Here is a 26,268-nt window from a genome sequence, read left to right on the forward strand (position 1 = left end):
CGCATGAGACGAGAACGCCTGGCGCTGGCGGTCCTGCTGATCGCGACCGGCGCGCTGTACCTGTGGCGGCTGGGGGACTCGGGCTGGGCCAACGCCTACTACTCGGCCGCCGCCCAGGCCGGTGCGACGAGCTGGAAGGCGTGGTTCTTCGGCTCGTCGGACGCCTCCAACGCGATCACCGTCGACAAGACCCCCGCCTCGGTGTGGGTGATGGGCCTGTCCGCCCGGCTGTTCGGCGTCAACGCGTGGAGCATCCTGGTGCCGCAGGCGTTGATGGGCGTCGGCAGCGTGTGGCTGCTGCACGCGACGGTGCGCCGCTGGTTCTCCCCCGCCGCCGCGCTGATCTCGGGCGCCGTGCTCGCACTGACCCCGGTCGCGGTCCTGATGTTCCGCTTCAACAACCCGGACGCGCTGCTGGTCCTGCTGCTGATCGCCGGCGCCTACTGCGTGACCAGGGCGGTCGAGAACGCCAGCCCGTTCTGGCTCGCCCTCGCCGGCGCGGCCGTCGGGTTCGGCTTCCTCACCAAGATGCTGCAGGCGTTTCTCGTGCTGCCCGCCTTCGCGCTGGTCTACCTGATCGCCGCACCGACGACCATCGGCAAGCGGATCCTGCATCTCACAGGCGCACTCGGCGCGATGATCGTCGCGGGCGGCTGGTGGATCGCCGCCGTCGAACTCACGCCGGACCGGCCCTACATCGGCGGCTCGCAGACGAACAGCGTGCTGGAACTGGCGTTGGGCTACAACGGTCTCGGCCGGATCACCGGTGACGAGGTCGGCAGCGTCGGCGGTGGCCGCGGCTGGGGCTCGTCCGGCTGGAGCCGCCTGCTGGGCGCGGAGATGGGCAGTCAGATCGCGTGGCTGCTACCGGCCGCGGTGGTGCTGCTGGTCGCGGGGCTGTGGCTGACGAAGGGCCGCGCCCGCACCGCGCTCGCGCTGTGGGGTGGCTGGCTCGTCGTCACCGCCGGCGTGTTCAGCTTCATGAACGGGATCATCCACTCCTACTACACCGTGGCGCTGGCACCCGCGATCGCCGCAATCGTCGGTATCGGGGCCACCGAGCTCTGGGAACGCCGCGGCGAACCCGTTGCGGCAGCGGTGCTTTCCGGCTCGGTCGCACTGAGCGCGCTGCAGTGCTACGTGCTGATCAACGCCTTCTCCACCCCCGTCGCGATCCTGGTGCTGATGACGGGACTGATCGCGGCGGTCGGTCTGGTGCTGTCGATGCGCTGGGCCATCCCGGTCGCGCTCGTCGCCGCGCTGCTCGGCCCCACCACGTACTCCTTCGCCACCGTCACCACCCCGCACACCGGCGCGCTGCCCGTCGCGGGCCCGTCGAACGGGCGGATGGGCGGCATGGGCGGCGGGCTGCTCGACGCGACGACACCGGACGCCGAGGTCGTGACCCTGTTGCAGGCCGACGCGGGCGAGTACCGGTGGGCCGCCGCGACGATCGGCTCCAACAACGCGGCCGGGCTGCAGCTCGCCAGCGGGCAGCCGGTGATGGCGATGGGCGGGTTCAACGGCACCGATCCCGCGCCCACGCTCGAGCAGTTCCAGGAAATGGTCCGAAGTGGACAGATCCACTACTACGTCGCCGCCGGCCGGATGATGCAGGGCGAGACGGGCAGCGACGCCGCCCACGACATCGCCGCGTGGGTCGCCGAGAACTTCACCGCGACCACCGTCGCCGGTTCCACCCTCTACGAACTGGACGCAGCATGACCGCCGCACTCGCACCTGCGCCCGCCGCCGCGCCGGCACCGGCCGAACGCCGGAAGGTGAACCCGAAAACGGTGCACCGCATCGCTTTCCTCGGCCTGCTGGCCGGCACCGCCGTGCTGTACCTGTGGAACCTCACCGCATCCGGTTACGGCAACGAGTTCTACGCCGCCGCGACGCAGGCGGCTTCGCAGAGCTGGAAGGCGTTGCTGTTCGGGTCGCTCGACCCCGGCAACACGATCACCGTCGACAAACCGCCCGCGTTCCTGTGGGTGAGCGGGTTGTTCGCCAAGGCTTTCGGCTTCTCCAGCTGGACCGTGCTCGCCCCGCAGGCGCTGGAAGGCGTGGCGGCGGTGGCGCTGCTGTACGCGACGGTGAAGCGCACGTCAGGCCCCGGAGCGGCGCTGTTCGCCGGTGCGGCCCTCGCGCTGACGCCGGTGGCCACACTGATGTTCCGGTTCAACCTGCCGGACGCGCTGCTGGTGCTGCTGATGGTCGCGGCCGCGTACTGCACGATGCGGGCGCTGGAGAAGGCGAGCCCGCTCTGGCTGGCGCTCGCCGGCACAGCGATCGGTTTCGCGTTCCTCACCAAGATGCTGCAGGCGTTCCTGGTGCTGCCCGCACTGGCGCTGGCCTACCTGATCGCCGCGCCTGCCTCGGTGCCGCGCAGGCTGCTGCACCTGCTCGGCGCCGGTGTCGCGGTGGTCGTGTCGGCCGGGTGGTTCATCGCGCTGGTCGAGCTGTGGCCGGCCGACAGCCGCCCGTACATCGGCGGGTCGACCAACAACTCGTTGTGGGAGCTGGCGATCGGCTACAACGGCCTCGGCCGCATCTTCGGCAACTCGGGCGGCGGCCCTGGCGGCGGCAACGGCGGTATGGGCGGCAACGGGAACATCGGTTTCGGCGGCGAGACGGGCATCGGCCGGCTGTTCGGCGCCAGCATGGGCCCGGAGATCTCCTGGCTGCTGCCCGCGGCGTTGATCGGCCTCGTCGCCGGGCTGTGGTTCAGCCGCCGGGCACCACGGACCGACCGCACCCGTGCGGCGCTGGTGGTCTGGGGTGGCTGGACGCTCGTCAGCGGTGTGGTGTTCAGCTTCATGAGCGGCATCACGCACCCCTACTACACCGTCGCGCTGGCACCGGGAATCGCCGCGCTGGTGGGGGTTTCCGGACGTGAACTCTGGCGGGGCCGGGCGCATTTCCCGGCACGGATGGCGTTGACCGCGATGGTCGCGGCGACCGGAGTCTGGGGCTACATCCTGCTCGACCGCACGCCGACCTGGATGCCTTGGCTGCGCTGGGTTCTGCTGGCCGTCACCGCGCTCGTGGTGTTCGCGCTGGTGTTCGGCGTGAACGCCCGCCGCTGGACCGCCGCCGCACTGGTCGTGGCCGCGTTGCTCGGCACCTCCGGCTACGCGTTCGCGACCGCCGCCACCACGCACAGCGGCTCGATCCCCCTGTCCGGGCCGCGCACCCAGCAAGGCGGCGGGATGCGCGAGGGCACCTCGTCCACGGAGGTCGTGCAGTTGCTGAAGAGCACGGACACCCAGTGGGCGGCCGCGACGGTCGGCGCGCAGAGCGCGGCGTCGTTGCAGCTGTCGTCGGGACGGCCCGTCATCGCGATCGGCGGCTGGAACGGCAGCGATCCCGCGCCCACGCTCGACGAGTTCAAGGCGCTCGTCGCCGACGGCAAGGTGCGCTACTACGTCGCAGGTGGACGAGGTGGACCCGGTGGCGGCAGCAGCGACATCGGCGAGTGGGTGGCCGCGAACTTCCAGGCCGTCACCGCGGGCGGCGAGACGATCTACGACCTGAGCGCCGCTGCCTGATCCTCAGCGCTCAGGCGAGGCCGGTGTCGGCGGGAAGCACCTCTCCCGGCACCGGCCCCGCGCTGTTCGGGTACCACTCGGCCGGTGTCTCGTCCATCCACAGCAACGGCAGCAGGTCCGCGCCCCGCTTCCACAGCCACGGAATCCCTTTCAGCATCAGCCACGCGACGTGATGCCACACCGTGAGCTCGCGCCCGCCGGAGCACTCCAGGCTGACCTCGCCGACCGCGTGCCCGACCGCGCGCAACTCCCCCGCGAACGCCTTGGCGAGCATCCGGTGACCGAGCTCGGACGGGTGTAGCCGGTCGACCGCCCACGTCTCCAGCTCGTACGCCCCGGGCATGGTGTGCAGGTCGACGCACCGGACGCCGTGCCGCGCGACCACGACGTCGATCACGCGGTTGTACTCGTCGATGCGGTCCTTCAGCACCCGCCGCAGCTTGCCTGGCAGCTTGAACACGCGGCCCTGGTCGTGGAACCGCACGGTGACGACGGAGACCCCGGCGGCCGTCAGCTCGCGGCAGACGTGGTCGAGGTCCTCGTGCATCCGCCGCGCGGAGAAGTCGGAGCGGAGCGTGTCGTTGACGCCGGCGATGACGACGGCGGCGGTGGGCTTGTCGCGCAACGCCTGCGGCAGCTGGGTGCGTCTGACGTCGGCCAGCCGCGCGCCGGAGACGGCGTAGTTGCGGTAACCGTTGTCCGGGTAGGCGGACGAGAGGATGGGGCCGAACCCGCGCCAGCCGCCGGGAACGAGGTCGCCGATCCCGACCGCGGTCGAGTCACCGAGTAACACCAGCACACGAGCCAGGATCAGCGGGCCTGGTGATCCGGGAATGACCGTGTGGGAACGGTTCAGCGAAATGCTGGGTAAAGCGGGAGTTCGAGCACCTCAGCGCCGTAGCGGTCGGCCAGCGCGCCGATCACCGCGTCGGCGTGTGACGCGACCGTCTTCTCGCCCAGGATCAGCGCGTCGGACCGCAACCGGACCCACCGCCCGGCCAGCACGACGCTGCGCGGCGGCGCGTTGACAACGTTGGGCATCAGGGGGATCGGCACCGGCATCGGCTTGGACAGCGCCCGCCACGTCGCGAGCCACACCCACAGCAGCTGGGCTTCCAGCAGCCGCGGCAGGAGCACCGCGTCGTCGTCCATCTCGGGCCACACCGACCCGACCTCCGCCCGCCACGCGGCGACCATGGCCTCGGACATCCCCGGCGGCAGGCCCCATCCGCACCAGCAGGACGGGAACGGCACGCGCAGAGCGGCGGCGTCGAACACGATGTCGCGGACGCAGCCGCCCTCGAAGTCGACGAACCGGACGCCCTTCGAGGTGACCAGGTGGTTGTCCGGGCAGGACGTCGACGGGCTGAACGCACGCCGCCGTGAGGTGCTGAACGCCCGTGCGGCGTCGGCGGCGAACTCGGTGGCCTGCGAGGACGTCCCGACGCCCAGCGTGGACTCGAGCAGCCCCGGTAAGCCCACGATCGCCGCGTGCACGTCGACCGCGATCGGGTCCTGGCAGCACTGCGCACCGGCCCGGCGCATCAACGCGTCGAAGTCGGCGTCACGACCGGCGGTGGTGGCGTGCAGACGGCCCATGGCATGTGCCCACGACAGCAGCCCGCGTTCCGCAGCGCGCGCGTCCGTGGCGTGCAGCTTCTCCGACAGGCGCGGCGCACGGCCCAGGTCTTCCAGCACGACCAGACGCGCTGCCGCGTCGTGTGCGAACAGCTCTGGTGTGGCGCGCTCTTCGGACGGCAGCGCGGTGAGCAACTGGTGGCTGACGGCCTCGTGCGCCCACGGGTCGCGGTCGCCGCTCCCCGCCGGATAGCGCTTCACCACCAGCGTGCGGGGCATCGAGAACGGCGAGGCGGCCACTCTCACCCGAATGACGACGGAACGCCCGGTACCCCCGAGAGCCTCGGGGTCCGCGAGGCGCACCTGTGCGCCCAGACGCTTGGTCAGTACCCGCTCGGCTGCCTCGACGGCTTCGGCGATCTCAGGTGAAGTCGTGTCGGGAGGGCCCGCGGTGATCTCCACGCTCATCCCCTCCGACCCTACTCCCCATGTCCGTGAGCCGGACCGACGCTAATCCGGCCAGGCTGCGACCACCACTACTCGTTGATAACGGCTCGCGCTGTTTCCGGATCACCCCTTGGACAGTGGACGTGTGGAAACACCATCCGTTGCCCGCCGCCTGCGGATCAACAGCACGAGCGCGGCGGCGGCGACAATACCGATCAAGTTGATACCCAGCTGGGCAACTGCGGGCCCGACTCTGTCCCACACTCCGAGAACCGCGGCCAGCGCGGCGTACCCGGCCGCCGGAACCGTGGTGACCGAGATGAACACGCCGACCAACGCCGCCGACTTCGCCGACGTCATCGAGAGCATGCCCGCCGCGCCCGCCAGCAGTGCCACGATCAGTGAGAACGGCCCGAACTGGTAGACGAAGTCGACCTGGTGACCGTCGATCAGCGCCGTCTTGTCGAACAGTCCGCCGAGCTCGCCGAACCAGGTCAGCACCGACGTGATCACCATGGCCAGCGGGAACCCGACACCCAGCGCGATCGTCGCCCGTTTGACCAGGTCCCACCGCTTCGCGACGAGGCCGACGGCGATCGCGGCGAGCGGCCCGAACTCCGGGCCGACGACCATCGCGCCGACGATCGTGACCGGCGAGTTCGTCGCGACGCCCACCGCCGCCAGCAGGCAGGCGATGGTGAGGAACGCCTGGAAGGTGACGCTGGGCCGGGACTCCTCGCCGGACTTCGCGATCAGCTCCTCCCACACGATCACGTCCGAGCCCTCGCCCGGCGCGTTCTCCTCGGCGCGGTCGGCGCTGTCGGACAGCGACGTGTCGATCGTTTCGATCGTCACGCCGCCGGTGTGGTCGATGTGCAGGTCGCAGAGCGCGACGACGATCTCGTCGACCGCCTCGCGCGCCACGTCCGCCGTGATCAGGTCGCCTTCGGGAGCGACCGCCGCGCCACGCAGGACCACCAGATGGGTGGCTCCCGCGTGGTCGTGGAGGATCTCCAGTGCGGCCTCGGTCTGGTCTGCCGGGCAGACCACCCGCAGCCTGAGCACTACGCCTTCTCGGCCTTCTCCTGCGGCTTGGCGTCGACGCCGGCCTCCTTGCGCTGCAGCGCGGTGATCGGCGCCGGAGCCGCGGTCAGCGGGTCGAAGCCGCCGCCGCTCTTCGGGAACGCGATGACCTCGCGGATCGAGTCGGCACCCGCGAGCAGCATGCAGAGGCGGTCCCAGCCGAGCGCGATGCCGCCGTGGGGCGGCGCGCCGAACTTGAACGCGTCGAGCAGGAAGCCGAACTTCTCCTGCGCCTCCTCGGCACCGATGCCCATCACGCCGAACGCGCGCTGCTGCACGTCCGCGCGGTGGATACGAATCGAGCCACCGCCGAGCTCGTTGCCGTTGAGGATCACGTCGTAGGCGTAGGCCAGCGCGTTGCCCGGGTCGGTCTCGAAGTTGTCGATCCACTCCGGGGTCGGCGAGGTGAACGCGTGGTGCAGCGCCGTCCAGTTGCCGCCACCGACGGCGACGTCGCCGGCCTCGAGCTTGTCGACGGACTCGAACATCGGGAAGTCGACGACCCACGCGAACGCCCAGGCGTTCTCGTCGATCAGGCCGACGCGGTGCGCGATCTCGACACGGGCCGCGCCCAGCAGAGCGCGCGCGTCCCTGGCCTCGCCCGCACCGAAGAAGATGCAGTCGCCGGCGTTGGCGCCGACGGCCTTCGCGAGACCCTCGCGCTCGGTGTCGGTGAGGTTCTTGGCGACCGGGCCGCCCAGCGTGCCGTCCTCCTGGACCAGCACGTACGCGAGACCCTTGTGGCCGCGCTGCTTGGCGAACTCCTGCCACGCGTCCAGCGTGCGACGCGGCTGGGAAGCACCACCCGGCATGACCACGGCACCGACGTACGGCGCCTGGAACACCCGGAACGTCGTGTCCTTGAAGTACTCGGTGAGCTCGGTGAGCTCCAGCTCGAAGCGCAGGTCCGGCTTGTCCGAGCCGTACTTCGCCATCGCGTCGGCGTAGGAGATGCGACGGAACGGCAGCGGCAGCTCGACGTCCTTCGTCTCCTTCCAGATCGCGGCGAGCAGCTTCTCGGTCAGGCCGATGACGTCGTCCTGCTCGACGAAGCTCATCTCGATGTCGAGCTGGGTGAACTCCGGCTGGCGGTCGGCGCGGAAGTCCTCGTCCCGGTAGCAGCGCGCGATCTGGTAGTAGCGCTCCAGGCCACCGACCATCAGCAGCTGCTTGAACAGCTGCGGCGACTGCGGCAGCGCGTACCAGGAGCCGGGACGCAGTCGCGCCGGCACCAGGAAGTCACGCGCGCCCTCGGGCGTGGAGCGGGTCAGCGTCGGCGTCTCGATCTCGACGAACTTCTCGCCGTGCAGCACCTCACGCGCGATCCGGCTGACCTCGCTGCGCAGCCGGATGGCCTTGGCCGGGCCGCTGCGACGCAGGTCGAGGTAGCGGTGCTTGAGGCGGGCGTCCTCGCCGGGCTCCACGTCGCTCTCGACCTGGAACGGCAGCGGCGCCGCCTCGTTGAGCACCTCGAGGTCGGTCACGTAGACCTCGATGGCGCCGGTGGCGAGGTCGGGGTTCTCGCTGCCCTCCGGACGCTTGCTCACGTCGCCGGTGACCTTGATGACGTACTCGCTGCGCAACCGGTGCGCGCGCTCGGCCATCTCACCCTCGCGGAAGACGACCTGGGCGACACCAGAGGCGTCGCGGAGGTCGATGAAGATGACACCGCCGTGATCACGCCGGCGAGCGACCCACCCGGTGAGGGTGACGGACTGCCCGGCGTGCTCGGCCCGGAGTGATCCGGCCTCGTGCGTGCGCAACACGGTGGTGGCTCCTTGTAGACGAAGTCAGCTTTGCCGTCAAGGCTAGCCGGGCCCACCGACAGATTTTCAGGCAGGGCGGATCGCGGGCCCCGCCTTCGCCCACGCGGCGTGCCAGCCGGGGTCGACCTGCTCGGCGTTCTCGCCGTCGTCCACGATCAGTTCGATCATGTCCAGCAGTCGTGCCCGGTGCTCCGCAGCGAGCAAGGGCATGACCTCGACGAGGAACGGCAGAACGGCGGTGGCGGCCGGGCACACGAAGCCGCCTTCCTCACGCACGGTCCGGTCCAGGTCCGTGATGGCCCGCGCGACGACCTCGGGATCGCCGGACAGCAACGCCCTGACATGACCCGGCGCGTCCAGCGCGGGCCCGTAGGCGTGGTCGATCGAGTGCCACTCGACCTGGTCCAACCCCTCCAGCACAGGCCTCATCCCAGCTCCCGCAGCACCGACGTGGCCAGTGTGGAGACCCGCTGCCCCAACGACGTCACAGCGTGGTCGTGCACCGCCTCGGCCACGAGGTCCTTGTACTCCCGGGCCCGCGCGACGCCGACCAGCCACACCGCGAACGCGCGCAGCCGGACGTCCGGGTCGGCCGCCCACACCGGCACGAACGGCACGACCAGACCCACGTCCGTGGTGTCGCGCTCGAAGAGCCTGCGCAGGTGGTCGAGTGCCTCCGTCCGCCACGGCAGCACGTCCACCAGCGCCAGCACGAGGTCCATGCCCTCGAACTCCTTGGGCCTCACCAGCCAGAGCACGTGCCCCAGCACCTCGTCGTAGCCCATCTCGAAGGACCCCGCCGCCAGGAACAACCCCAGGTCCCCGGTCAGCCCGCGCAGGATCACGCCGGCGTCCGGACTCGTCGCCGCGGACACGAGCATCCGCGCCTGCGGCTCGTCGTCCGCTACCTCCAGCTCTCGCAGCCACGAGACCGCGGCCTCGTCGCCCCGCCCGGCGAACTCCGTCGCGACGAGCACGATGCACAACCGCGTGGCCGGATCGGTTTCGAGCTCCCACCGCCGCGTCAGGGCGGGCAGCACCGGTGCGCTGTCCCCGCGCCCCTCCCCGAGCACGAACAACGTGCCCCGCCGCACCGTCGCCGAGCCGTGGTCGAGCAGCGCCAGCAAGGCGGGCTTCGCGGCCTCCCAGGCGGGTGGCCAGCTCGGGTGGACACCGTCGGAACGGCTGCCACCGGCTGCCGCGATGCTGCCGCACACCTGGTCGAGGAGCCACTGGCGGTCGGGAGTGCTGTCGTGGGCGACCAGGTCCAGCAGGAACGGCCAGGCCGCGGCGGTCGCCTCACTGACGTCGAACTCGTTCCCGCACAGGTGGCGCACCAGCTCCTCGTGCGCCTCGACGGACGTCCGGGCCTGCTTCAGCAACCTGGGAAGGTCGTCGGCGTACCCGTTGTGGCTGCGCAACCGGTACCAGTCGATGCCCTTCAGACCCTCCACCATGGACCCAAGGATAGGAAAAGGCCGCGACCGGGGTCGCGGCCCTTCACACGGAACTAGCTCACGCGGTGGGCGCGAGGTACAGCAGGCGGTTCGGCGAACCGGAACCCGGGTTCGTCACCTTCGACGGCGTCGACTGCGCGATCAGGTACGAGGCGACCTGAGCCGGCGTGGCCGTCTTGTTCGTCGAGAGGTAGCGAGCGATGGCACCCGCGACGTGCGGGGTGGCCATCGACGTGCCCGAGATGCTGTTGGTGGCCGAGTCGGAGGTGTTCCAGGCCGACGTGATGGCCGAACCCGGCGCGAAGATGTCCAGCACCGCACCGTAGTTCGAGTACGACGCACGGGCGTCGGTGCGCTCGGTGGCGCCGACGGTGATCGCCTCGGTCACGCGGGCCGGGGAGAACGTGTTCGCGTTGGCGTTGGAGTTGCCCGCCGCCACCGCGAAGGTCACGCCCTTGGCGATCGCGTTGCGCACGGCCGTGTCGAGAGTGGCGTTGGCGCCACCACCGAGCGACAGGTTGGCGACAGCCGGCTTGACGGCGTTGGCACCCACCCAGTCGATGCCCGCGGCGACACCGGCGAGGGTGCCGGAGCCGTTGTTGTCGAGCACGCGGACGGCGACGACCTTCGCGGCCTTCGCGACGCCGTACTGCGAGCCCGCGATGGTGCCGGCGACGTGCGTGCCGTGGCCGTTGCCGTCCTGGGCAACGTTGTCGTTGTCCACGAAGTCACGGCCGTTGGAAGCGCGACCACCGAACGTGGAGTGGCTGATGCGCACGCCGGTGTCGATGACGTACGCGGTCACGCCCGAACCGGTCGAGGTGTAGCTGTACGACTGGTTGAGCGGCAGGTTGCGCTGGTCGATGCGGTCGAGACCCCACGACGGCGGGTTCGTCTGCGTCGCCTGCGTGTGCACGACCTGGTCGGCCTCGACGAACTCCACCGACGGGTCGGCGGCGAGGCGCTTGGCCTGCTTCTCCGTCAGCTTCACGTTGAAGCCGCCGAAGCTGGTGTAGTCGCGCTCGACCTTCGCGCCGAACCGGGAAGCGAGGGCGTGCGAGTTGCCCTTGCCCTCCTTCAACTTCACGATGAAGCTGCCGGCGATCTTCTCGGGCGAGCCGAGGGAGAGCACCTCGCCTTCCGCGGCGGAGGCAGAGGGGACCATCAGAACCGACAGGGCGAGGCTCGCCACGCCGGCACCGGCCAGGAACCGGATCTTTCGCGTCATGATGTGCATTCCGTTCTTTGCAGGGGAACGAACGCTTTCGACGCTATGGAGTGATCCGGTTCCTGCCAAGGGTGTCCTAAAGGTTAAGACGCGCCTGCATTATCGAACAATTGACCTTTCACAGCGAAGGCGGCCAGTAAAGGATACGAGTGACGGGTGGTGTGCCAGGAGTGCCCGTGGTAACCAGCGCGCGCTCCACCTGCGCGGGCGTGGCCGCACGGTTGAACTGCAGGTATCGGGCCGCGACACCGGCCGCGTGCGGTGCGGCCATGGACGATCCGCTCAGCGTCGCGGTCGCGGTGTCGCTCGTGTTCCAGGCGGAGGGAATGTTGACGCCCGCCGCCCAGATGTCCACCAGCGGCCCGTAGTTCGACGACGACGACTTGGTGTCGGTCTGCGTCAACCCACCCACGCAGATCGCCTGTGAAACCCGTTGTGGCGACGAGTTTCCCGGGTCGGTGTTGCTGCCACCGGCGGCGACCGTGTAGGAGACGCCCGAGTCGATCGACTTCTTGACCGCCGTGTCCAGAGCCAGGGAAGCACTGCCGCCCAACGACATGTTGGCCACCGCGGGCTTCACCGCGTTGCGCGTCACCCAGTCCACGCCCGCGATGACACCGGAGATCGTGCCGGAACCGGAGCCGTTCAGCACGCGCACACCCCACACCGTCGCCTGCTTGGCCACGCCGTACTTGGTGCCCGCGGCGATGCCGGCGACGTGCGTGCCGTGACCGTTGTCGTCCTGCGCGATCGCGTCGTTGTCGACGGTGTCCCACCCGTTGCGAGCACGGCCACCGAAGTCCGCGTGCGTCACCCGCAAACCTGTGTCGATCACGTAGATGTTCACGCCACGGCCGGTGCTCGTGTACTCGTAGCGCTGGTCCAGCGGCAACGCGCGCTGGTCGATCCGGTCCAGCCCCCACGGCGGGTTGAGTTGAACGCTGTTCGCGTGCACGATCCCGTCACGCTCCACAGAGGACACGTTCGGATCGGCCTTGAGCGAACGGACCTGCGCGGCTGTCATCCGAGCGCTGAAACCGTTGAAAACACTGGAGTACGTGTGCTCCACCGTGCCACTGAAAGAGGAGACGGTTCCATCACGAAGCACGACGATGTACGAAGACGTGGCCGCGGACGCCGGAGCGACCACGACCGCGGCCGCCAGGGCGGCGACTCCCAGCAGGGCTCTCACAGGGAACTTCCTTTCGTTTGCAGGGAAAACGGCCCCGGCTCGCAGGGAGCCGGGGCCGCACATCTCACCGGGATCAGCTGGTCGGCGGCCAGTACAGGAGCCTGGTCGTCGTACCGGCACCGGGGTTGGTCACCTTGCCGTTGGTGGCGTTGGAGGTGATCGCCGCCGAGACCTGCGCGGGCGTCACGTTGAAGTTGCCCTGCAGGTACCGGGCCACCACGCCGGCGACGTGCGGCGTCGCCATCGAGGTGCCGGAGATGGTGTTCGTGGCCGTGTCACTGGTGTTCCACGCGGAGGTGATGTCGCGGCCGGGTGCGAACACGTCGACGACCGGGCCGAAGTTGGAGAACGACGACCGCGCGTCGGTGCGGTCGGTCGACCCCACGGTGATCGCCGCCGCCACCCGTGCGGGCGAGGTGTTGGCGGCGTTGGTGTTCGCGTTGCCGGCCGCCACGGCGAACGTCACGCCCCGCGTGATCGCGCCCTGCACCGCGCTGTCGAGCGAGGCGTTCGCGCCGCCACCGAGCGACATGTTGGCCACCGCGGGCTTGACGTGGTTCGCGGCCACCCAGTTGATGCCCGCGTTGACACCGGCGAGCGTGCCGGAACCGGAGTTGTTCAGCACGCGCACCGCGATGATGTTCGCGGCCTTCGCCACGCCGTACTGAGAGCCCGCGATGGTTCCCGCGACGTGCGTGCCGTGGCCGTTGCCGTCCTGCGCGACGGCGTCGTTGTCGACGAAGTCGCGGCCGTTCTTCGCGCGGCCGCCGAACGTCTGGTGGCTGATCCGGACGCCGGTGTCGATGACGTAGGCGTTCACGCCGGAGCCGGTGGAGTTGTAGGTGTAGCGCTGGTCGAGCGGCAGGTTGCGCTGGTCGATCCGGTCCAGGCCCCACGACGGAGGGTTGACCTGGGTGGCCTGGATGCTGAGCACCTGGTCGCGTTCCACGAACTCGACCGAGGGGTCAGCTGCCAGTCTGCGTGCCTGGGCGTCGGACATCTTGACCGAGAAGCCCTTGAAGGCGGCGTCGTACACGTACCCGATCTGACCGCCGAAGCGTGCACCGAGAGTCGCGGCACTCGCGGTGACGCCGTTGTCCTTCAACTTCACGACGAAGCTGCCGGGGATGTTCTGGACGCCCTGGAAGGTGAGGATCTCCCCCACCGCGGCCTGAGCGGGCGCCGCGAAGGCCGCGATCATGACCGCCGAGCCCAGCAGGGTCGCTGTCTTGCGCATTGTGTAGTCCTGTTCGTCGCAGGGATGCTCAGGAACCCAATCGAGACTATTGGCGGCGTAATAGACCCGAGATCTGAACTTTCCGGGTTTCCCAGCGGCCCGAAACCGCCGATCGGCTGTACCGCGTTCCCTTTGCTGCCGATAGCCTTCCCAGCTTGACCCCGGGAAACGGAGGGGTGGATGCTGACGATTTACCCACCGCGCGAGGAGCTCGCCGACCTCTTGGTGACGGGTCCGTTCGCGGACGCGTTGCGGGTCGCGATCCAGGTGCGGGGGCTCAGCCTGGAACGGCTGCAGCACCGTCTCAAGGTGCGCGGCGCACCCATCAGCGTGACCGCGCTGAGTTACTGGCAGTCAGGCCGGCGCAGACCGGAGAGACCCGAGTCGCTGATGGCGCTGGCCCACCTCGAAGACGTGCTGGGACTGCCGGAGACCGCCCTGTCGCGGCTGCTCGGCCCGCCTCGGCCGCGTGGGCGTTCCCGCAGGCGGGAGCTGTCGGCACGAGCGCCGTGGGACGGCTCCGGGCTGGTCCTGACCGCTCAGCACGACCGGGTCGACGTCGCGTCCTGCGGTGGGGTGCGCGGTGTCCGGTCCCGCCAGGTCATGCAGGCGACCTCGGCCGGGGTGGACCGCTGGATCCTGTGCCAGGAAACGGGATCGGCGCAGCCCGCGCTGACCGCCGTGCGGTCGTGCCGGGTCGGCCGGATCGCCAGGGAACGCACGAACGGCGTGCTCGTCGCGGAGCTGTTGTTCGACGAACCGATCTCTCCCGGCGGCTCGATCGCGATCGAGTACGAATTGATCTATCCACATCCGACGGTCGAGCACACGCATTTCCGGCGGTTCGGCGAACGCGTGCACGACTACGTGCTGGAGATCAAATTCCCGGCCGAGTCCCCGCCCGCTTCGTGCGAGCAATTCGCGTCCGGTCCGGCGGGAACGGAAATGTTCGGCGGCGCCCGCCCTGCCCCGGTGGACTCGTGGGGCTACGCGCACGCCGCCGCGCTCGACTTCGGGCCGGGCCTTTACGGAATGCGCTGGACGGCGGCCGCGAACGCCTCGGGGTCGTCGACCCAGGGGAAGTGACCGGCGCCGGGCTGCACGACGAACTGCGCGCGCGGGAACAGGTCCGCGTACTCCTGCGCGCGCTTGGGCGGTAGCGCCACATCGACTTCGCCGGCGAGCAGAAGCGTTGGCACGTCAAGGGTCTTGAGCGCCGCCCGAACCTGCTCCGGGTCGAACGCACCCTCCGCGTAGTACTCCTGGGCGGCCTCGCCGTTGCGCGGATGATCGTCGAGAGCCCGCGCCGCGTCGTCCCAGCGGCCGTGCCAGAACGGGCTGATCTTCGCGAACGCCTCGGCCGTCATGTTGCCGGCCCAGATCTCCTCGAACCCCTGGATGGCCTCGGCGTACCAGGGTTCACCGTCGCGTTGCAGCGCGAGCTCCCGGCGGTCCTCGTCGGTGACGTCGATGCCGACCGGGCGCGGGCTGGGTGCGACGAGCACGAGTTCCTTGACGTGCTGCGGAAAACGCGCCGCGTAGAGGATCGCGAGAGTGCCACCGGCCGAGTGACCCAGCAGCCTGAGCTGGTCGAGGCCCAGATGCTGACGGAGCGCTTCCACGTCGTCGACCTGACGATCCGCCCGGTAGGACTCTTTCGGTGCTCCCTCGGAGTCACCGGTGCCGCGCAGATCGAGCCGGAGCACGTGTTCGAGCGGCAGGCCGCCCATGTACGACGAGGCCTGCATCGGCCCGCCCGGCAGGCAGATCAACGGATCCGGGCCGGACGGGCCGTGGTAGGCGAGGCTGACGCCGTCTGAAGTTCTGAAGGTCCCCATGCCCCGCAGTGTGCCCGCAGGTGTCAGTAGGAGCGAGGCAGTTTCAGGCTGTTCTGCGCGACGAAGTTGAGCACCATCTCCCGCGAGACGGGCGCGATGCGGGACAGACGGGACATGCCGAGCATCGACGCCAGTCCGAACTCAACGGTCAGCCCGTTGCCGCCGTGGGTCTGAATCGCCTGGTCAACAGCCGCGGCAATGGCCTCGCCCGCCGCATACTTGGCCATGTTCGCGGCCTCACCAGCGTCTTTGTCCCGGCCCGAGTCGTACAGCGCGGCCGCCTTCTGCGTCATCAGCCTGGCGAGTTCGATCTCGACGTGGATCTTCGCCAGCGGGTGCGCGAGGCCCTGGTGCGCGCCGATCGGGCTGTCCCAGACCGTGCGCTGCTGGGCGTAGGCGACGGCCTTGCCGATCGCCAGCCGGGCCGAACCGGTCGCCATGCTCGCACCCATGATCCGTTCGGGGTTGAGGCCCGCGAACACCTGCAGCAGCCCCTGGTCCGGCGAGCCGACCACGGCGTCGGCGGGGAGCCGCACGTCGTCGAAGAACAGCGTGAACTGCTTCTCCGGCGCCACCAGCTCCATCTCGATCTCGTGCCAGGTGAAGCCCTCCGCGGTCGTCGGGACGACCACGAGCACCGGCCCGGTCTTCTGGATCGCGACCACGAGCACGGCGTCGACCTCGTCGATGCCGGAGATGTAGGTCTTGCTGCCGTTGAGGACCCAGTCGTCGCCGTCCCGCCGGACGCTGGTCTTCAGCTTGTGCGAGTTGGAGCCCGCGTCCGGTTCGGTGATCGCGAACGCCATCTTCAGCGTGCCGTCCGCGAATCCGGGCAGCCACTTGGACTTCTGCTCGTCGGTGCCGAACCTGGCGATCACCGTCGCGCAGATCGCCGGCGACACCACCATGAGCAGCAACGGACATCCCGCCGCCGCCAGTTCCTCGCACACCGCCGCGAGGTCACCGATGCCGCCGCCACCGCCGCCGTACTCCTCGGGCACGGCAACGCCGAGGTAGCCGAGCTTGCCGGCCTCCTCCCACAGTTCGGTGGTCTTCTCGCCCGCCCTGGACTTGGCGATGAAGTAGTCGTGGCCGTACTTGGCACCGAACTCGGCGACGGCCTTGCGCAGCGCGATCCGCTCTTCGGACTCGACGAAGCTCACTGTTCGTCTCCACTCTTCTCGGCCACTACGGCCAGGACGTCGCCCGCGTTGACCTGCTGGGCCTTCTCGACGAGCAGTTCGGTGACGGTGCCCGCGCTGGTGGCAAGCACCCGGTGTTCCATCTTCATCGCTTCCAGCACCAGCAGTTCGGCGCCGGCCTCGACCTGGTCGCCCTGCCCAACGCTGACCCGGACGACCGTGCCGGGCATCGGCGCGATGGTCGCCCCTGGCGCGAGTTTGGTCTCCGGCTCGGGGAAGCGCGGCACGACCTTCAACGTCACCGAGCCGCGCGGCGAGTCGACCTCGACCAGATCTCCGTACCGGGCAACGTGGAACGGCGTGCGCACGCCGTCGAGGTCCAGGGTGACCACGTCGGGAGTGGCCATCGCGGGGTCGTACTCGACCTCCACCAGCTCCTCGCCGAACAGGAACTTCGCCTTCGGCCGCTGCGACCGCACGTTGCGCCAGCCCAGCGGCAGGTGCCCGATCTTGCGAGCAGCCGCCTGCGCGAGGGCTGCGGCGAGCGCAAACGGTTGCGGGTCCACGGTCCGGGTGAAGTCGTGCTCGGCCAGGAACCCGGTGTGCGTGTCGCCGTTGAGAAACGCCTCGTGTTCGAGGATGTCCACCAGCAACTGGCGGTTCGTGATCAGGCCGTGGATCCGCGCGCTTTCCAGCGCCGTCGCGAGCTTGCGGGCGGCGGCCCTGCGCGTCGGTGCGTACGCGATCACCTTGGCCAGCATCGGGTCGTAGTGCACGGAGACTACCGAGCCGTCCTCCACCCCGCTGTCGAGCCTGACGTCACCGGGAACGTGGAACCGGTGCAGCGTGCCGCTCGCCGGGCGCCAGTCGTTCGCCGGATCCTCGGCGTAGAGCCGGACCTCGATGGCGTGCCCGCGTGGTTCCGGCGCCTCCACCGGAAGCCGGGCGCCCTCAGCGATCCGCAGCTGCCACTCGACCAGGTCGACGCCGTGGACCAGCTCGGTCACCGGGTGCTCGACCTGCAGCCGGGTGTTGACCTCCAGGAAGTGGAAGTCCTCGCCCTTCAGCATGAACTCGACGGTGCCCGCGCCGACGTAGTTGATCGACTCGGCGGCGGCCACCGCGGCGGCGAACAAACGCTTGCGGACGTCGTCGTCGACCGCCGGGCTGGGCGACTCCTCGACGATCTTCTGGTGCCGGCGCTGGATCGAGCACTCGCGCTCCCCCAACGCCCACACCGTGCCGTGCATGTCCGCGAGGATCTGCACCTCGACGTGCCGCGCGTGCTCCAGCAACGGCTCGCAGAACACCGTCGGGTCACCGAACGCCGACTCGGCTTCTCGCCGTGCGCTGGCCAGCGCGTCCGCGAACTCGCCCTTCTCCCGGACGATCCGCATGCCGCGCCCGCCGCCGCCCGCCGATGCCTTGATCAGCACGGGGAACTCGGTGACGGTCTCCGGGTCGAGCTCGGGCAGCGTCGGCACGCCCGCGGCCGCCATCCGCTTCTTCGCGGCGACCTTGGACCCCATCGCCTCGATGGCGTCCGGCGCGGGACCGACCCACATCAGCCCGGCGGCACCCACGGCACGGGCGAAGTCCGCGTTCTCGCTGAGAAACCCGTAGCCGGGGTGGACGGCGTCCGCTCCGGCTTTGACAGCGGCTTCGACGAGCAGGTCGGCACGCAGGTAGGTCTCGGTCGGCGACGCACCGGGCAGCCGAACCGCGAGGTCGGCTTCCCGCACGTGCGGCGCATCGGCGTCCGGGTCGGAGAACACCGCGACAGTGCGGATTCCGTTCGCCTGGCACGTGCGGATGATCCGGCGGGCGATCTCGCCGCGGTTGGCGATCAGCAGCGTCTTGATCAATCGGGCCTTGATCACTGGGGTCATCACATCCGGAAGACGCCGAAGCCGTCGGCGCCCTTGATCGGTCCGCTGTGGACAGCGGAGAGGCAGAGGGCGAGCACGGTCCTGGTGTCGCGAGGGTCGATCACGCCGTCGTCGTAGAGCTTCCCGGACAGGAACGGCGCCAGCGACTGCTCCTCGATCTGCGCCTCCACCATCTTGCGCATGGCGGCGTCGTGCTCCTCGTTGTACTCCTGCCCCTTCGCCATGGCGGCCTGCCGCCCGACGATCGACAGCACACCCGCGAGCTGCGCGGGTCCCATCACCGCGGACTTGGCGTTGGGCCAGGTGAACAGGAACCGCGGGTCGTACGCCCGGCCGCACATGCCGTAGTTGCCGGCACCGTACGAGGCACCCATCGTGATCGTCAGGTGCGGCACCCGGCTGTTGGACACCGCGTTGATCATCATCGAACCGTGCTTGACGATGCCGCCCTGCTCGTACTGGGCGCCGACCATGTAGCCCGTGGTGTTCTGCAGGAAGACCAGCGGGGTGTCGCTCTGGTTCGCGAGCTGGATGAACTGCGTGGCCTTCTGCGACTCCTCGCTGAACAACACCCCGCGCGCGTTGGCGAGGATGCCGACCGGATAGCCGTGGATCCTGGCCCACCCGGTGACGAGACTGTTGCCGTACAACGGCTTGAACTCGTCGAACTGCGACCCGTCGACCAGCCGCGCGATGACGTCCCGCGGGTCGAACGGCACCCGCTGGTCCTCGGAGACGACGTCGAGGATGCTCTCGGCGTCGAACAGCGGCTCTTCCACCGGTGCCGGCTCCGGCCCGAGCTTCCGCCAGTTCAACCGGGCGACCACCCGGCGCGCCAACCGGATCGCGTCGGTCTCGTCCTCCGCCACGAAGTCCGCGAGCCCGGACGTGGCGCCGTGCATGGACGCGCCGCCCAGCGACTCGTCGTCGGAGTCCTCCCCGGTCGCCATCTTCACCAGCGGCGGACCACCCAGGAACACCTTCGACCGGTCCTTGATCATGATCACGTAGTCCGACATGCCCGGCACGTACGCGCCACCGGCCGTGGCGTTGCCGAACACCGCCGTGATCGTCGGAATGCCCGCCGCGGACAGCCGGGTCAGGTCGCGGAAAGCCCGCCCGCCCGGGATGAAGATCTCGCTCTGTGTCGGCAGATCAGCGCCACCGGACTCGACCAGGCTGACCAGCGGCAACCGGTTCTGCAACGCGATGTCGTTGGCCCGCAAGGACTTCCGCAGCGTGTACGGGTTCGACGACCCGCCACGCACCGTCGGGTCGTTCGCGACGATCACGCACTCGACGCCCTCGATCCGTCCAATACCCGTGACGACCGACGCGCCGACGGGGAAGTCCGTGCCCCACGCGGCCAGCGGTGACAGCTCCAGGAACGGGCTGTCCTCGTCGATGAGCAGCTCCACCCGTTCGCGGGCGAGGAGCTTGCCGCGCTTGTGGTGCCGTTCGACGTACTTCGGCCCACCTCCCGCGAGCGCCTTGGCGTGCTCGGCGTCCAGCCCCGCGATCTTCGCGAGCAGCGCCTCCCTGTTGCCCATCAGGCGAACCCCAATCGTCGTGCCGCGAGCTCGGTCATCACTTCACTCGCCCCGCCCCCGATGCCGAGGATGCGGGCGTCCCGGTAGTGACGCTCCACTTCGGACTCCCGCATGTATCCCATGCCGCCGTGCAACTGCACCGCCGCGTCGACCACCTCGTCGCACGCCTGAACGGCCGCGTTCTTCGCGAAGCAGACCTCGGTGACGCAGTCGTCGCCGCGGTTGATCCGCGCCGCGACCTCCCGCGTGTAGGTCCGCGCCAGGTCGATCTTCTGCGCCATCCCGGCGAGCTTGTGGCGCACCACCTGGTTCTTGATCAGCGGTTTGCCGAACGTCTCCCGGTTGCGGGTCCACTCGACGGTCAGGTCCAGCGCCCGTTGTGCCGTCGCATACGCCTCGACGGCCATCGTGACGCGCTCTACCTGGAACTGCTGCATGATCAGCGCGAAGCCCTGGTTCTCCTCGCCCACCAGGTTCTCCACCGGCACGCGCACGTCGTCGAAGTGCAGTTCGGCGGTGTCGCTGCAGTGCCAGCCCATCTTGTCGAGCTTGCGCCGGGTGAACCCGTCCTCGATCACCAGCAGCGAGATGCCCTGGTAGCCCTCGCCGCCGGTCCGCACCGCGGTGGTGACGAAGTCCGCCCGGCATCCCGAGGTGATGAACGTCTTCTCGCCGTTGACGACGTAGTGATCGCCGTCCCTGACCGCCCTGGTCCTGATCGCCGCGACGTCGGATCCGGCGCCGGGTTCGGTGACGGCCAGGCTGCCGATCTTCTCGCCCCGGATGGCGGGCTTCGCGAACCGGTCGATCAGGTCGTCGTTCCCGGTCTGCCAGATGTGCGGGATCGCGATGCCGAGCGTGAACAACGCCGCCATCAGCCCCGACGACCCGCCGTTCTGGATGATCTCCTCGGTCAGCGCGACCGAGTCGAGCAGGTCGCCGTGCTCGAACCCGATGCCGAGCAGATCCAGTTCCGCCGCCTTCTCGTGCAGCTCACGCGGAACCTCGCCTTGCTTCTCCCACTCGCCGAGGTGCGGCGCGATCTCCTTGCGCGTGAAGTCGCGGACGAGCTCCCTGAGCTCTTTCCGCTCGAACAGGTCCTTCGTAAGCACAGCCTTCGTGATCACAGCAGCTCCTCCGGGATCTCGACTTCCCTGCTGCGCAACCACTCGCCCAGCGCCTTCGCCTGCGGATCGAACCTCGTGCTGCTGGCCACGCCGTCACCGAGCAGCCCGTGCAGCACGAAGTTGAGCGCCTTGAGATTGGGCAGCTCGTACCGGCTGACCTCTCCGGCCTCCGGCAGCAGTTCCTTGAGCTTCTCGGTGGTCAGAAACCCGTTGAGCCACTCGTAGGCTTCCTGCGAGCGAACCCACACACCGAGGTTCGCGTCGCCGCCCTTGTCGCCGCTGCGCGCACCGGCGATCGTTCCCAGCGCCGTCTTCACCGCAGCCCCGCTCACAACAACACCGCCTTCGCACTGACCTCGTCGCGGTGGACGTAGGCCGCCTTGTAGACCCCGAACGGCGTCCCGTCGCTGGGCGGCGCCGTCACGTGGAACCCGGGATAGCTCGCCAGCGCCAGCTCGATCGCGGCCCGGCTGAACCCCTTGGCCCGCTTCGGATCCGCCGTCTTGATCGTCACGTGCAACAACGCGCTGGCCCGCTCCTCGGTGTCCGCGTCGGAGTGATCGGTGCGCGCCAGCGTCCAGGTCAGGTCGTCCTCACCGATGGCGTCGTGCAGCTGCCGCTTGACCAGATCGGCCTTCGCGTCGACGTCGAGTCCGGTGAGGACGAACGTCGTGGAGTTCCGGAAGCCGCCCAGCGTGTTCAGGCACACCTTCAACGTGTCCGGTGGCGGACTCCCCCTGGTACCGCTGATCCGCACGCCGCGCTCGTCCGACGCGAGCCGGATCGTGTCGAAGTGCGTGGTGACGTCCGGCCCCAGGTACTCCGGCGCCCCGATCTCGTAGAGCAGTTGCGCCGTAACGGTGTCGACCGTGACCGCGCCACCCGTGCCGGCGTGCTTGGTGATCAGGCACGACCCGTCCTCGTCGATCTCCGCGATCGGAAACCCGGGCCTGGTCGCGTCGATCTCGGTGAAGAACGAGTAGTTCCCACCGGTCGCCTGCGTCCCGCACTCCAGCACGTGCCCCGCGACCGTCGCGCCGGCCAGCCGGTCCCAGTCGTCGCGCGCCCACCCGAAGTGCGCCGCGGCGGGCCCGACCACGAGGCTCGCATCCGTGACGCGCCCGGTGACCACGACCTGCGCACCCTGGTTCAGGCACTCCGCGATCTCCCACGCACCCAGATAGGCGTTGGCGGTCAACGCCTCCGGGAACCGCGCCTTGAGATCGTCCCCGGTGACGTACCCGACCTTGGCGTCGAGCTTGCGCGCCAGCCCCTCGGGGTTGAGCCCGCCGGCGTTCACGACGATCTTGACGCCCTTGTCCAGCGCCAGCACCAGACAGTCCTCCATCTGCCGCAAGAACGTCTTGGCGTACCCGAGACCCGAGTCCTTCATCCGGTCGCGGCCGAGAATCAGCATGGTCAACTCGGCCAGGTAGTCACCGGTCAGAACGTCGAGATGGCCGCCCTCCAGCTGCTCCCGCATGGCGGACAACCGATCCCCGTAGAACCCGGACGCGTTGCCGATCCTGATCACCGGCCACCTCCGGGCGGCCCCGCGAAGGCCTGCGCGATCGGCAGCCACTCCTCGGCCACCGGCCCGGCCGCCTCCACCGCCAGCTCCTTGCGGTTGCGCCGCTGCGTCACCAGCCAGGCGAAGTCCAGCGCCGGCCCGGAAACCCGGTTCTCGGCACCCTCAGGACCCCACGTCCAGAGCTCCCCGCCCGGCCCGGTCAGCTCGACCCGCACCTCGGCCTCCGGCGCCGCCAACCCGTTGAGCAGGAACGCGAACCCCATCGTCCGCACCCCGATGTGACACACGTGCCTGAGACGCGAAGTCGGTTCCCGCACGACCCCGAGCGCATCGGCGACGTCCTGCCCGTGCGCCCACGTCTCCATGATCCGCGCGGTCGCCATCGACGCCGGGCTCATCGGCGGCCCGAACCACAGGATCTTCCCGGACGCCGCGGCCAGGTGCTCCCGCAGCGCGACGCGGCCGGAACGCCACTGCTCCAACAGGTCCGGCAACACAGCGCCCTCGGCCGCGGTCCGGTCGACGATGTCCCCCGTCAACGGCTGTGCCTGGAAGGCCTCGGGATCCGTGATCGCGAGGATCGCCGCCCTGTCCGTCCACATGAGATGGCCGATCTGGTGCGCGACCGTCCAGCCCTCGGCGGGCGTCGGCACCGACCAGTCCTGCGCGCCGGCCACGATGTCGTCCAGCGCCTGCGACTCGGCGTCGAGGTCGGCCAGCAGTTCCGTGATCACAGCTGCTCCTCCAGCATCCTCGCCCAGTAGCGCACGACGTGCGCACGGCGTTTGGCGTCATCGGCGAGCTGGTTCGCGAGAGCCAGCCCGCGCACAAGATCCAGGGTTGCCTGCACGGCGTCCTTCACGCCCGGTTTGGTGTCATCGACGTCGAGCAGCTCCAACGCCAGCCCGTACACCTCACGCCCCAGCCGCGCCTGCAGCTCCAGCACCTGCTCGCGCAGCTCCGGATCGGTCCGCGCGGCCACCCAGAGCTCCAGGGCCGCGGTGAACAGGTCGCTGGCGTGGAAGTCCGCGATCAGCTCCACCACGGCGTGCGTGGTCTTGTCCGCGATCTGCGCCCGCCGCTTGAGCACCTCGACGCTCTCCGCGCCCACGTGCTCCACGGCCGCCGCGACCAGCTCGCCGCGCGTCCGGAAGTGGTGCAGCTGCGCGCCACGCGACACCCCGGCCCGTTCGGCCACCTCGGTCGTCGTGGTGCCTGACCAGCCGCGTTCCACCAGGCACTCGACGGTCGCCTCCATCAGCTTCCGCTTGGTGCCGCGGCTGCGATCGGCCTGGCGTTGCCTCGTCTCCACGGCCCCGAGTGTTCCGGCCCACAAACAAACAGTCAAGCCTGCTTGTAAATGCTCCGAACGGGCGCCGGTGCTAGCGTCCGAAACCGATGAGCATCGTTGATCAACTCAGGGCCGCCGGCTGTGTGTTCGCCGAGGACGAAGCCGCCCTGCTCGAAGCAGCCGCCACCTCCCCTGAGCACCTCGAACAACTGGTCGCCCAGCGGATCGGAGGGCTACCCCTCGAACACGTCGTGGGCTGGGCCGAGTTCTGCGGGCAACGGATCGTGGTGACCAAGAACGTCTTCGTGCCCCGCCACCGCACCGAACTGCTCGTCGACCTGGCCACCGACCTGAAGCCCGGCCTGATCGTCGACCTGTGCTGCGGATCCGGCGCGGTGGGCGCGGTGCTGCAACGCAGGCTGCCGAACGCCACGGTGTACGCGGCCGACATCGACCCCGCGGCGGTCGAGTGCGCACGCCAGAACCTGACCAACGTGTTCGAGGGCGACCTGTTCGACGCACTGCCCTCACACCTGCGCGGACACATCGACGTCGTGGTCGCCAACGTGCCGTACGTGCCGACCGGCGACATCCAGTTCATGCCGCCCGAAGCACGCGAGCACGAGGCCCGCGTCGCCCTCGACGGCGGCACGGACGGACTCGAGGTCATGCGCCGGGTGGCGGCACAGGCGAAGTCCTGGCTGCGCCCCGGGGGCCACGTGATGAGCGAGACCAGCACTCGCCAGGCACCAGCAGCCCTGGACGCCTTCACCACCGCCGGACTCGACGCCGAACTGATCACCGGAGAGGACGCCACCGCGGTCGTCGGCCGCACTCCCGTCTTGTAGCGTACAATGTACGGTATGTCGTACGACGAGGTCACGCAGTGGTTCGCGCGCTGGGACGAGCTGGCGGTCGCGGGTGAGGTCGAGAAGATGGCCGACATGGCCCTGTTCCCGATCAACACCGTCACCGACGGCTCGGCGACGTCGTGGGACCGGGAGCGGTTCCTGACGGAGATGGGGGCACAACTGGGCGGAGGCGGTGAGGTGAAGATGGAGTCGGTGCGCACGCCGCACTTCATCAACGACAACCTGGTCTTCGTCATCACCGACGGAACGATCAACGGGATGACCGTCCGCTACGGCGACCTGCTGGTGAAGGTCGGCGACGAGTGGAAGTTCCAGACGATGGTCCAGGGCGGCTGGGCCTAGCGGGACCGGTCCCTGGGTGCCGGCCTCAAGATCGAGGCCGACACCCAGGGAGGACCCGTGTTCGCAGTAACCCTCGCCCTCGTCGCCGCGACCCTGCCGGCACCTCAAGGCACCACGCTGACGGTCGGGCCAGGCGGCCAGTACGCGACACCGCAGGCAGCAGCCGACGCGGCCCGCCCCGGCGACACCGTCAAGATCGCCCAGGGCACCTACTCCGGCGGCCTGACGGTCAAACGCGGCGGCATCACGTTCCGCGGCACCGGCAACGTGACCATCAAGTCCGCGCTCACCATCAAGAACAACAGCGACCTGACGTTCGAGAACCTGACCTTCCAGGGCTCCAGCAGGTTCGGCGCGCACGCGGACGGCGCGCGCAACCTGACGTTCCGCGACTTCGGCATCAACGGCTCGCAGGACGGCGGCCTGGTGCTGCTGAACACGTCGAACGTGCTGATCGACGGCTGCGAGATCCGCGGCACGAACGCCCGCGGCACCAAAGCCGACCACGAAGCCATGAGCATCGGCCACGGCTCCCGCGACGTCGAGCTCAAGCACTGCAACGTGCACGACAACGGCGAAGAGGGCATCGACGTCAAGTACACCGAGAACGCCCGCGTGAAGATCCACGACAACGTGGTGCGCAACAACCGCGGCCCCAACATCTACGTCGACTCGGCCACGCACGTCGAGGTCTACAACAACATCAGCAGCAGCACGAAGAACGAGACCAAGGCGGGCATCGCGCTCGCGGTCGAGGACTGGGCCGAGAACCGCGTGCTGGACCACGTCAAGATCTACAACAACGTCTCGTACGGCAACGCGCAGGCCGGGCTGAGCATCTGGGTGGAGTCCACCGGGGTCGTCAGCAACGTGCAGATCATCAACAACACGTTCTACGGCAACAAGAAGGGCTCGATCGCCTTCGACGGCGACAAGTACGCCGGCACGAACGTCCTGCGCAACAACATCTTCGAGCGGCCGACGAGCCACGAGGCGTTCAACAGCGACCACAACCTCGTCGGAGAGCCGGGACCGCGGGCGATTGACGCGGGATCAGCGGAGGGCGCGCCGGCGTTCGACCTCGAAGGGCGGTCCAGGCCGCAGGGCAACGGGTACGACATCGGAGCACATGAACGCTGAACTGCGG

Annotated in this window: 22 protein-coding genes and 1 pseudogene; 6 read left to right on the forward strand and 17 right to left on the reverse strand. The window is 69.3% G+C overall.

Annotated elements, in window-relative coordinates; translation table 11 throughout:
* The first annotated feature begins 3 nt into the window (after window positions 1–3).
* Together ACWGE0_RS15620 and ACWGE0_RS15625 are read left to right on the forward strand one after the other, a co-directional pair.
* Complete coding sequence (locus tag ACWGE0_RS15620; protein WP_452261574.1) at window positions 4–1,725, forward strand: ArnT family glycosyltransferase; 1,722 nt, start codon at window positions 4–6, stop codon at window positions 1,723–1,725.
* Window positions 1,722–3,551, forward strand: coding sequence for an ArnT family glycosyltransferase (locus tag ACWGE0_RS15625; RefSeq protein WP_452261575.1), 1,830 nt, complete (start codon window positions 1,722–1,724; stop codon window positions 3,549–3,551). The genes ACWGE0_RS15620 and ACWGE0_RS15625 overlap by 4 nt, the downstream gene beginning before the upstream one ends.
* A 10-nt stretch (window positions 3,552–3,561) precedes the next feature.
* Here the strand turns inward: ACWGE0_RS15625 and ACWGE0_RS15630 are convergent, their stop codons facing one another.
* The 9 genes from ACWGE0_RS15630 to ACWGE0_RS15670 form a co-directional block, all read right to left on the reverse strand.
* Window positions 3,562–4,350 (reverse strand): SGNH/GDSL hydrolase family protein, encoded by a 789-nt coding sequence (locus tag ACWGE0_RS15630; protein ID WP_452261576.1) that lies wholly within the window; start codon window positions 4,348–4,350, stop codon window positions 3,562–3,564.
* A 53-nt stretch (window positions 4,351–4,403) separates the two neighbouring features.
* The gene (locus tag ACWGE0_RS15635) at window positions 4,404–5,597 is read right to left on the reverse strand and encodes a hypothetical protein (RefSeq protein WP_452261577.1); all 1,194 of its coding nucleotides are present in this window, start codon (window positions 5,595–5,597) and stop codon (window positions 4,404–4,406) included.
* A gap of 102 nt (window positions 5,598–5,699) precedes the next feature.
* On the reverse strand, window positions 5,700–6,641 hold the full coding sequence (locus ACWGE0_RS15640) for a DUF389 domain-containing protein (protein ID WP_452261578.1): 942 nt from the start codon (window positions 6,639–6,641) through the stop codon (window positions 5,700–5,702).
* Window positions 6,641–8,425, reverse strand: a complete 1,785-nt coding sequence (aspS, locus tag ACWGE0_RS15645) for an aspartate--tRNA ligase (protein ID WP_452261579.1) — start codon at window positions 8,423–8,425, stop codon at window positions 6,641–6,643. The genes ACWGE0_RS15640 and aspS overlap by 1 nt, the downstream gene beginning before the upstream one ends.
* A gap of 66 nt (window positions 8,426–8,491) precedes the next feature.
* Window positions 8,492–8,854: a hypothetical protein gene (locus tag ACWGE0_RS15650; protein WP_452261580.1), complete on the reverse strand. Its 363-nt coding sequence runs from the start codon at window positions 8,852–8,854 to the stop codon at window positions 8,492–8,494.
* Entirely contained in the window at window positions 8,851–9,882 is a 1,032-nt protein-coding gene (locus ACWGE0_RS15655) for a hypothetical protein (RefSeq protein ID WP_452261581.1), read from the reverse strand. Before ACWGE0_RS15655 ends, ACWGE0_RS15650 begins: the two co-directional genes overlap by 4 nt.
* Window positions 9,883–9,940: 58 nt before the next feature.
* Complete coding sequence (locus tag ACWGE0_RS15660) at window positions 9,941–11,110, reverse strand: S8 family peptidase (protein ID WP_452261582.1); 1,170 nt, start codon at window positions 11,108–11,110, stop codon at window positions 9,941–9,943.
* A gap of 118 nt (window positions 11,111–11,228) precedes the next feature.
* Window positions 11,229–12,302, reverse strand: coding sequence for a S8 family peptidase (locus ACWGE0_RS15665; protein WP_452261583.1), 1,074 nt, complete (start codon window positions 12,300–12,302; stop codon window positions 11,229–11,231).
* Window positions 12,303–12,375: 73 nt separating this feature from the next.
* On the reverse strand, window positions 12,376–13,539 hold the full coding sequence (locus ACWGE0_RS15670; RefSeq protein ID WP_452261584.1) for a S8 family peptidase: 1,164 nt from the start codon (window positions 13,537–13,539) through the stop codon (window positions 12,376–12,378).
* Window positions 13,540–13,719: 180 nt separating this feature from the next.
* Between ACWGE0_RS15670 and ACWGE0_RS15675 the strand changes: the two genes are divergently transcribed.
* The gene (locus tag ACWGE0_RS15675; protein WP_452261585.1) at window positions 13,720–14,625 is read left to right on the forward strand and encodes a hypothetical protein; all 906 of its coding nucleotides are present in this window, start codon (window positions 13,720–13,722) and stop codon (window positions 14,623–14,625) included.
* On the opposite strand, the gene ACWGE0_RS15680 is transcribed toward ACWGE0_RS15675, so the two are convergent.
* The 8 genes and pseudogenes from ACWGE0_RS15680 to ACWGE0_RS15715 all read right to left on the reverse strand — a co-directional run bounded on the left by ACWGE0_RS15680 (window position 14,565) and on the right by ACWGE0_RS15715 (window position 23,874).
* Window positions 14,565–15,377: an alpha/beta fold hydrolase gene (locus ACWGE0_RS15680; protein WP_452261586.1), complete on the reverse strand. Its 813-nt coding sequence runs from the start codon at window positions 15,375–15,377 to the stop codon at window positions 14,565–14,567. The two genes, ACWGE0_RS15675 and ACWGE0_RS15680, sit on opposite strands and share 61 nt — an antisense overlap.
* 23 nt (window positions 15,378–15,400) lie before the next feature.
* Window positions 15,401–16,540 (reverse strand): acyl-CoA dehydrogenase family protein, encoded by a 1,140-nt coding sequence (locus ACWGE0_RS15685; protein WP_452261587.1) that lies wholly within the window; start codon window positions 16,538–16,540, stop codon window positions 15,401–15,403.
* A complete protein-coding gene (locus ACWGE0_RS15690) occupies window positions 16,537–18,384 on the reverse strand; it encodes an ATP-binding protein (protein ID WP_452261667.1) in 1,848 nt (615 codons plus the stop codon). The genes ACWGE0_RS15685 and ACWGE0_RS15690 overlap by 4 nt, the downstream gene beginning before the upstream one ends.
* Window positions 18,385–18,407: 23 nt before the next feature.
* The gene (locus tag ACWGE0_RS15695) at window positions 18,408–19,958 is read right to left on the reverse strand and encodes an acyl-CoA carboxylase subunit beta (RefSeq protein WP_452261588.1); all 1,551 of its coding nucleotides are present in this window, start codon (window positions 19,956–19,958) and stop codon (window positions 18,408–18,410) included.
* Entirely contained in the window at window positions 19,958–21,085 is a 1,128-nt protein-coding gene (locus tag ACWGE0_RS15700; RefSeq protein WP_452261589.1) for an acyl-CoA dehydrogenase family protein, read from the reverse strand. Before ACWGE0_RS15700 ends, ACWGE0_RS15695 begins: the two co-directional genes overlap by 1 nt.
* Window positions 21,082–22,568, reverse strand: a pseudogene (locus ACWGE0_RS15705) (acyclic terpene utilization AtuA family protein). Before ACWGE0_RS15705 ends, ACWGE0_RS15700 begins: the two are co-directional and overlap by 4 nt.
* 47 nt (window positions 22,569–22,615) lie before the next feature.
* A complete protein-coding gene (locus tag ACWGE0_RS15710) occupies window positions 22,616–23,350 on the reverse strand; it encodes a TIGR03084 family metal-binding protein (protein ID WP_452261590.1) in 735 nt (244 codons plus the stop codon).
* Window positions 23,347–23,874: a TetR/AcrR family transcriptional regulator gene (locus tag ACWGE0_RS15715; protein WP_452261668.1), complete on the reverse strand. Its 528-nt coding sequence runs from the start codon at window positions 23,872–23,874 to the stop codon at window positions 23,347–23,349. Before ACWGE0_RS15715 ends, ACWGE0_RS15710 begins: the two co-directional genes overlap by 4 nt.
* Before the next feature lie 140 nt (window positions 23,875–24,014).
* Between ACWGE0_RS15715 and ACWGE0_RS15720 the strand changes: the two genes are divergently transcribed.
* From ACWGE0_RS15720 to ACWGE0_RS15730, 3 genes are read left to right on the forward strand one after another with little or no spacing between them, the layout of a single operon-like run.
* Complete coding sequence (locus ACWGE0_RS15720; RefSeq protein WP_452261591.1) at window positions 24,015–24,755, forward strand: putative protein N(5)-glutamine methyltransferase; 741 nt, start codon at window positions 24,015–24,017, stop codon at window positions 24,753–24,755.
* Between the two features lie 15 nt (window positions 24,756–24,770).
* Window positions 24,771–25,121 carry a nuclear transport factor 2 family protein gene (locus tag ACWGE0_RS15725; protein WP_452261592.1) on the forward strand — a complete coding sequence of 117 codons (351 nt, stop codon included), beginning with the start codon at window positions 24,771–24,773 and terminating at the stop codon, window positions 25,119–25,121.
* A 57-nt stretch (window positions 25,122–25,178) separates the two neighbouring features.
* Complete coding sequence (locus ACWGE0_RS15730; protein ID WP_452261593.1) at window positions 25,179–26,261, forward strand: right-handed parallel beta-helix repeat-containing protein; 1,083 nt, start codon at window positions 25,179–25,181, stop codon at window positions 26,259–26,261.
* Window positions 26,262–26,268 lie beyond the last annotated feature (7 nt).

It is taken from the genome of Lentzea sp. NPDC054927, assembly GCF_053610285.1.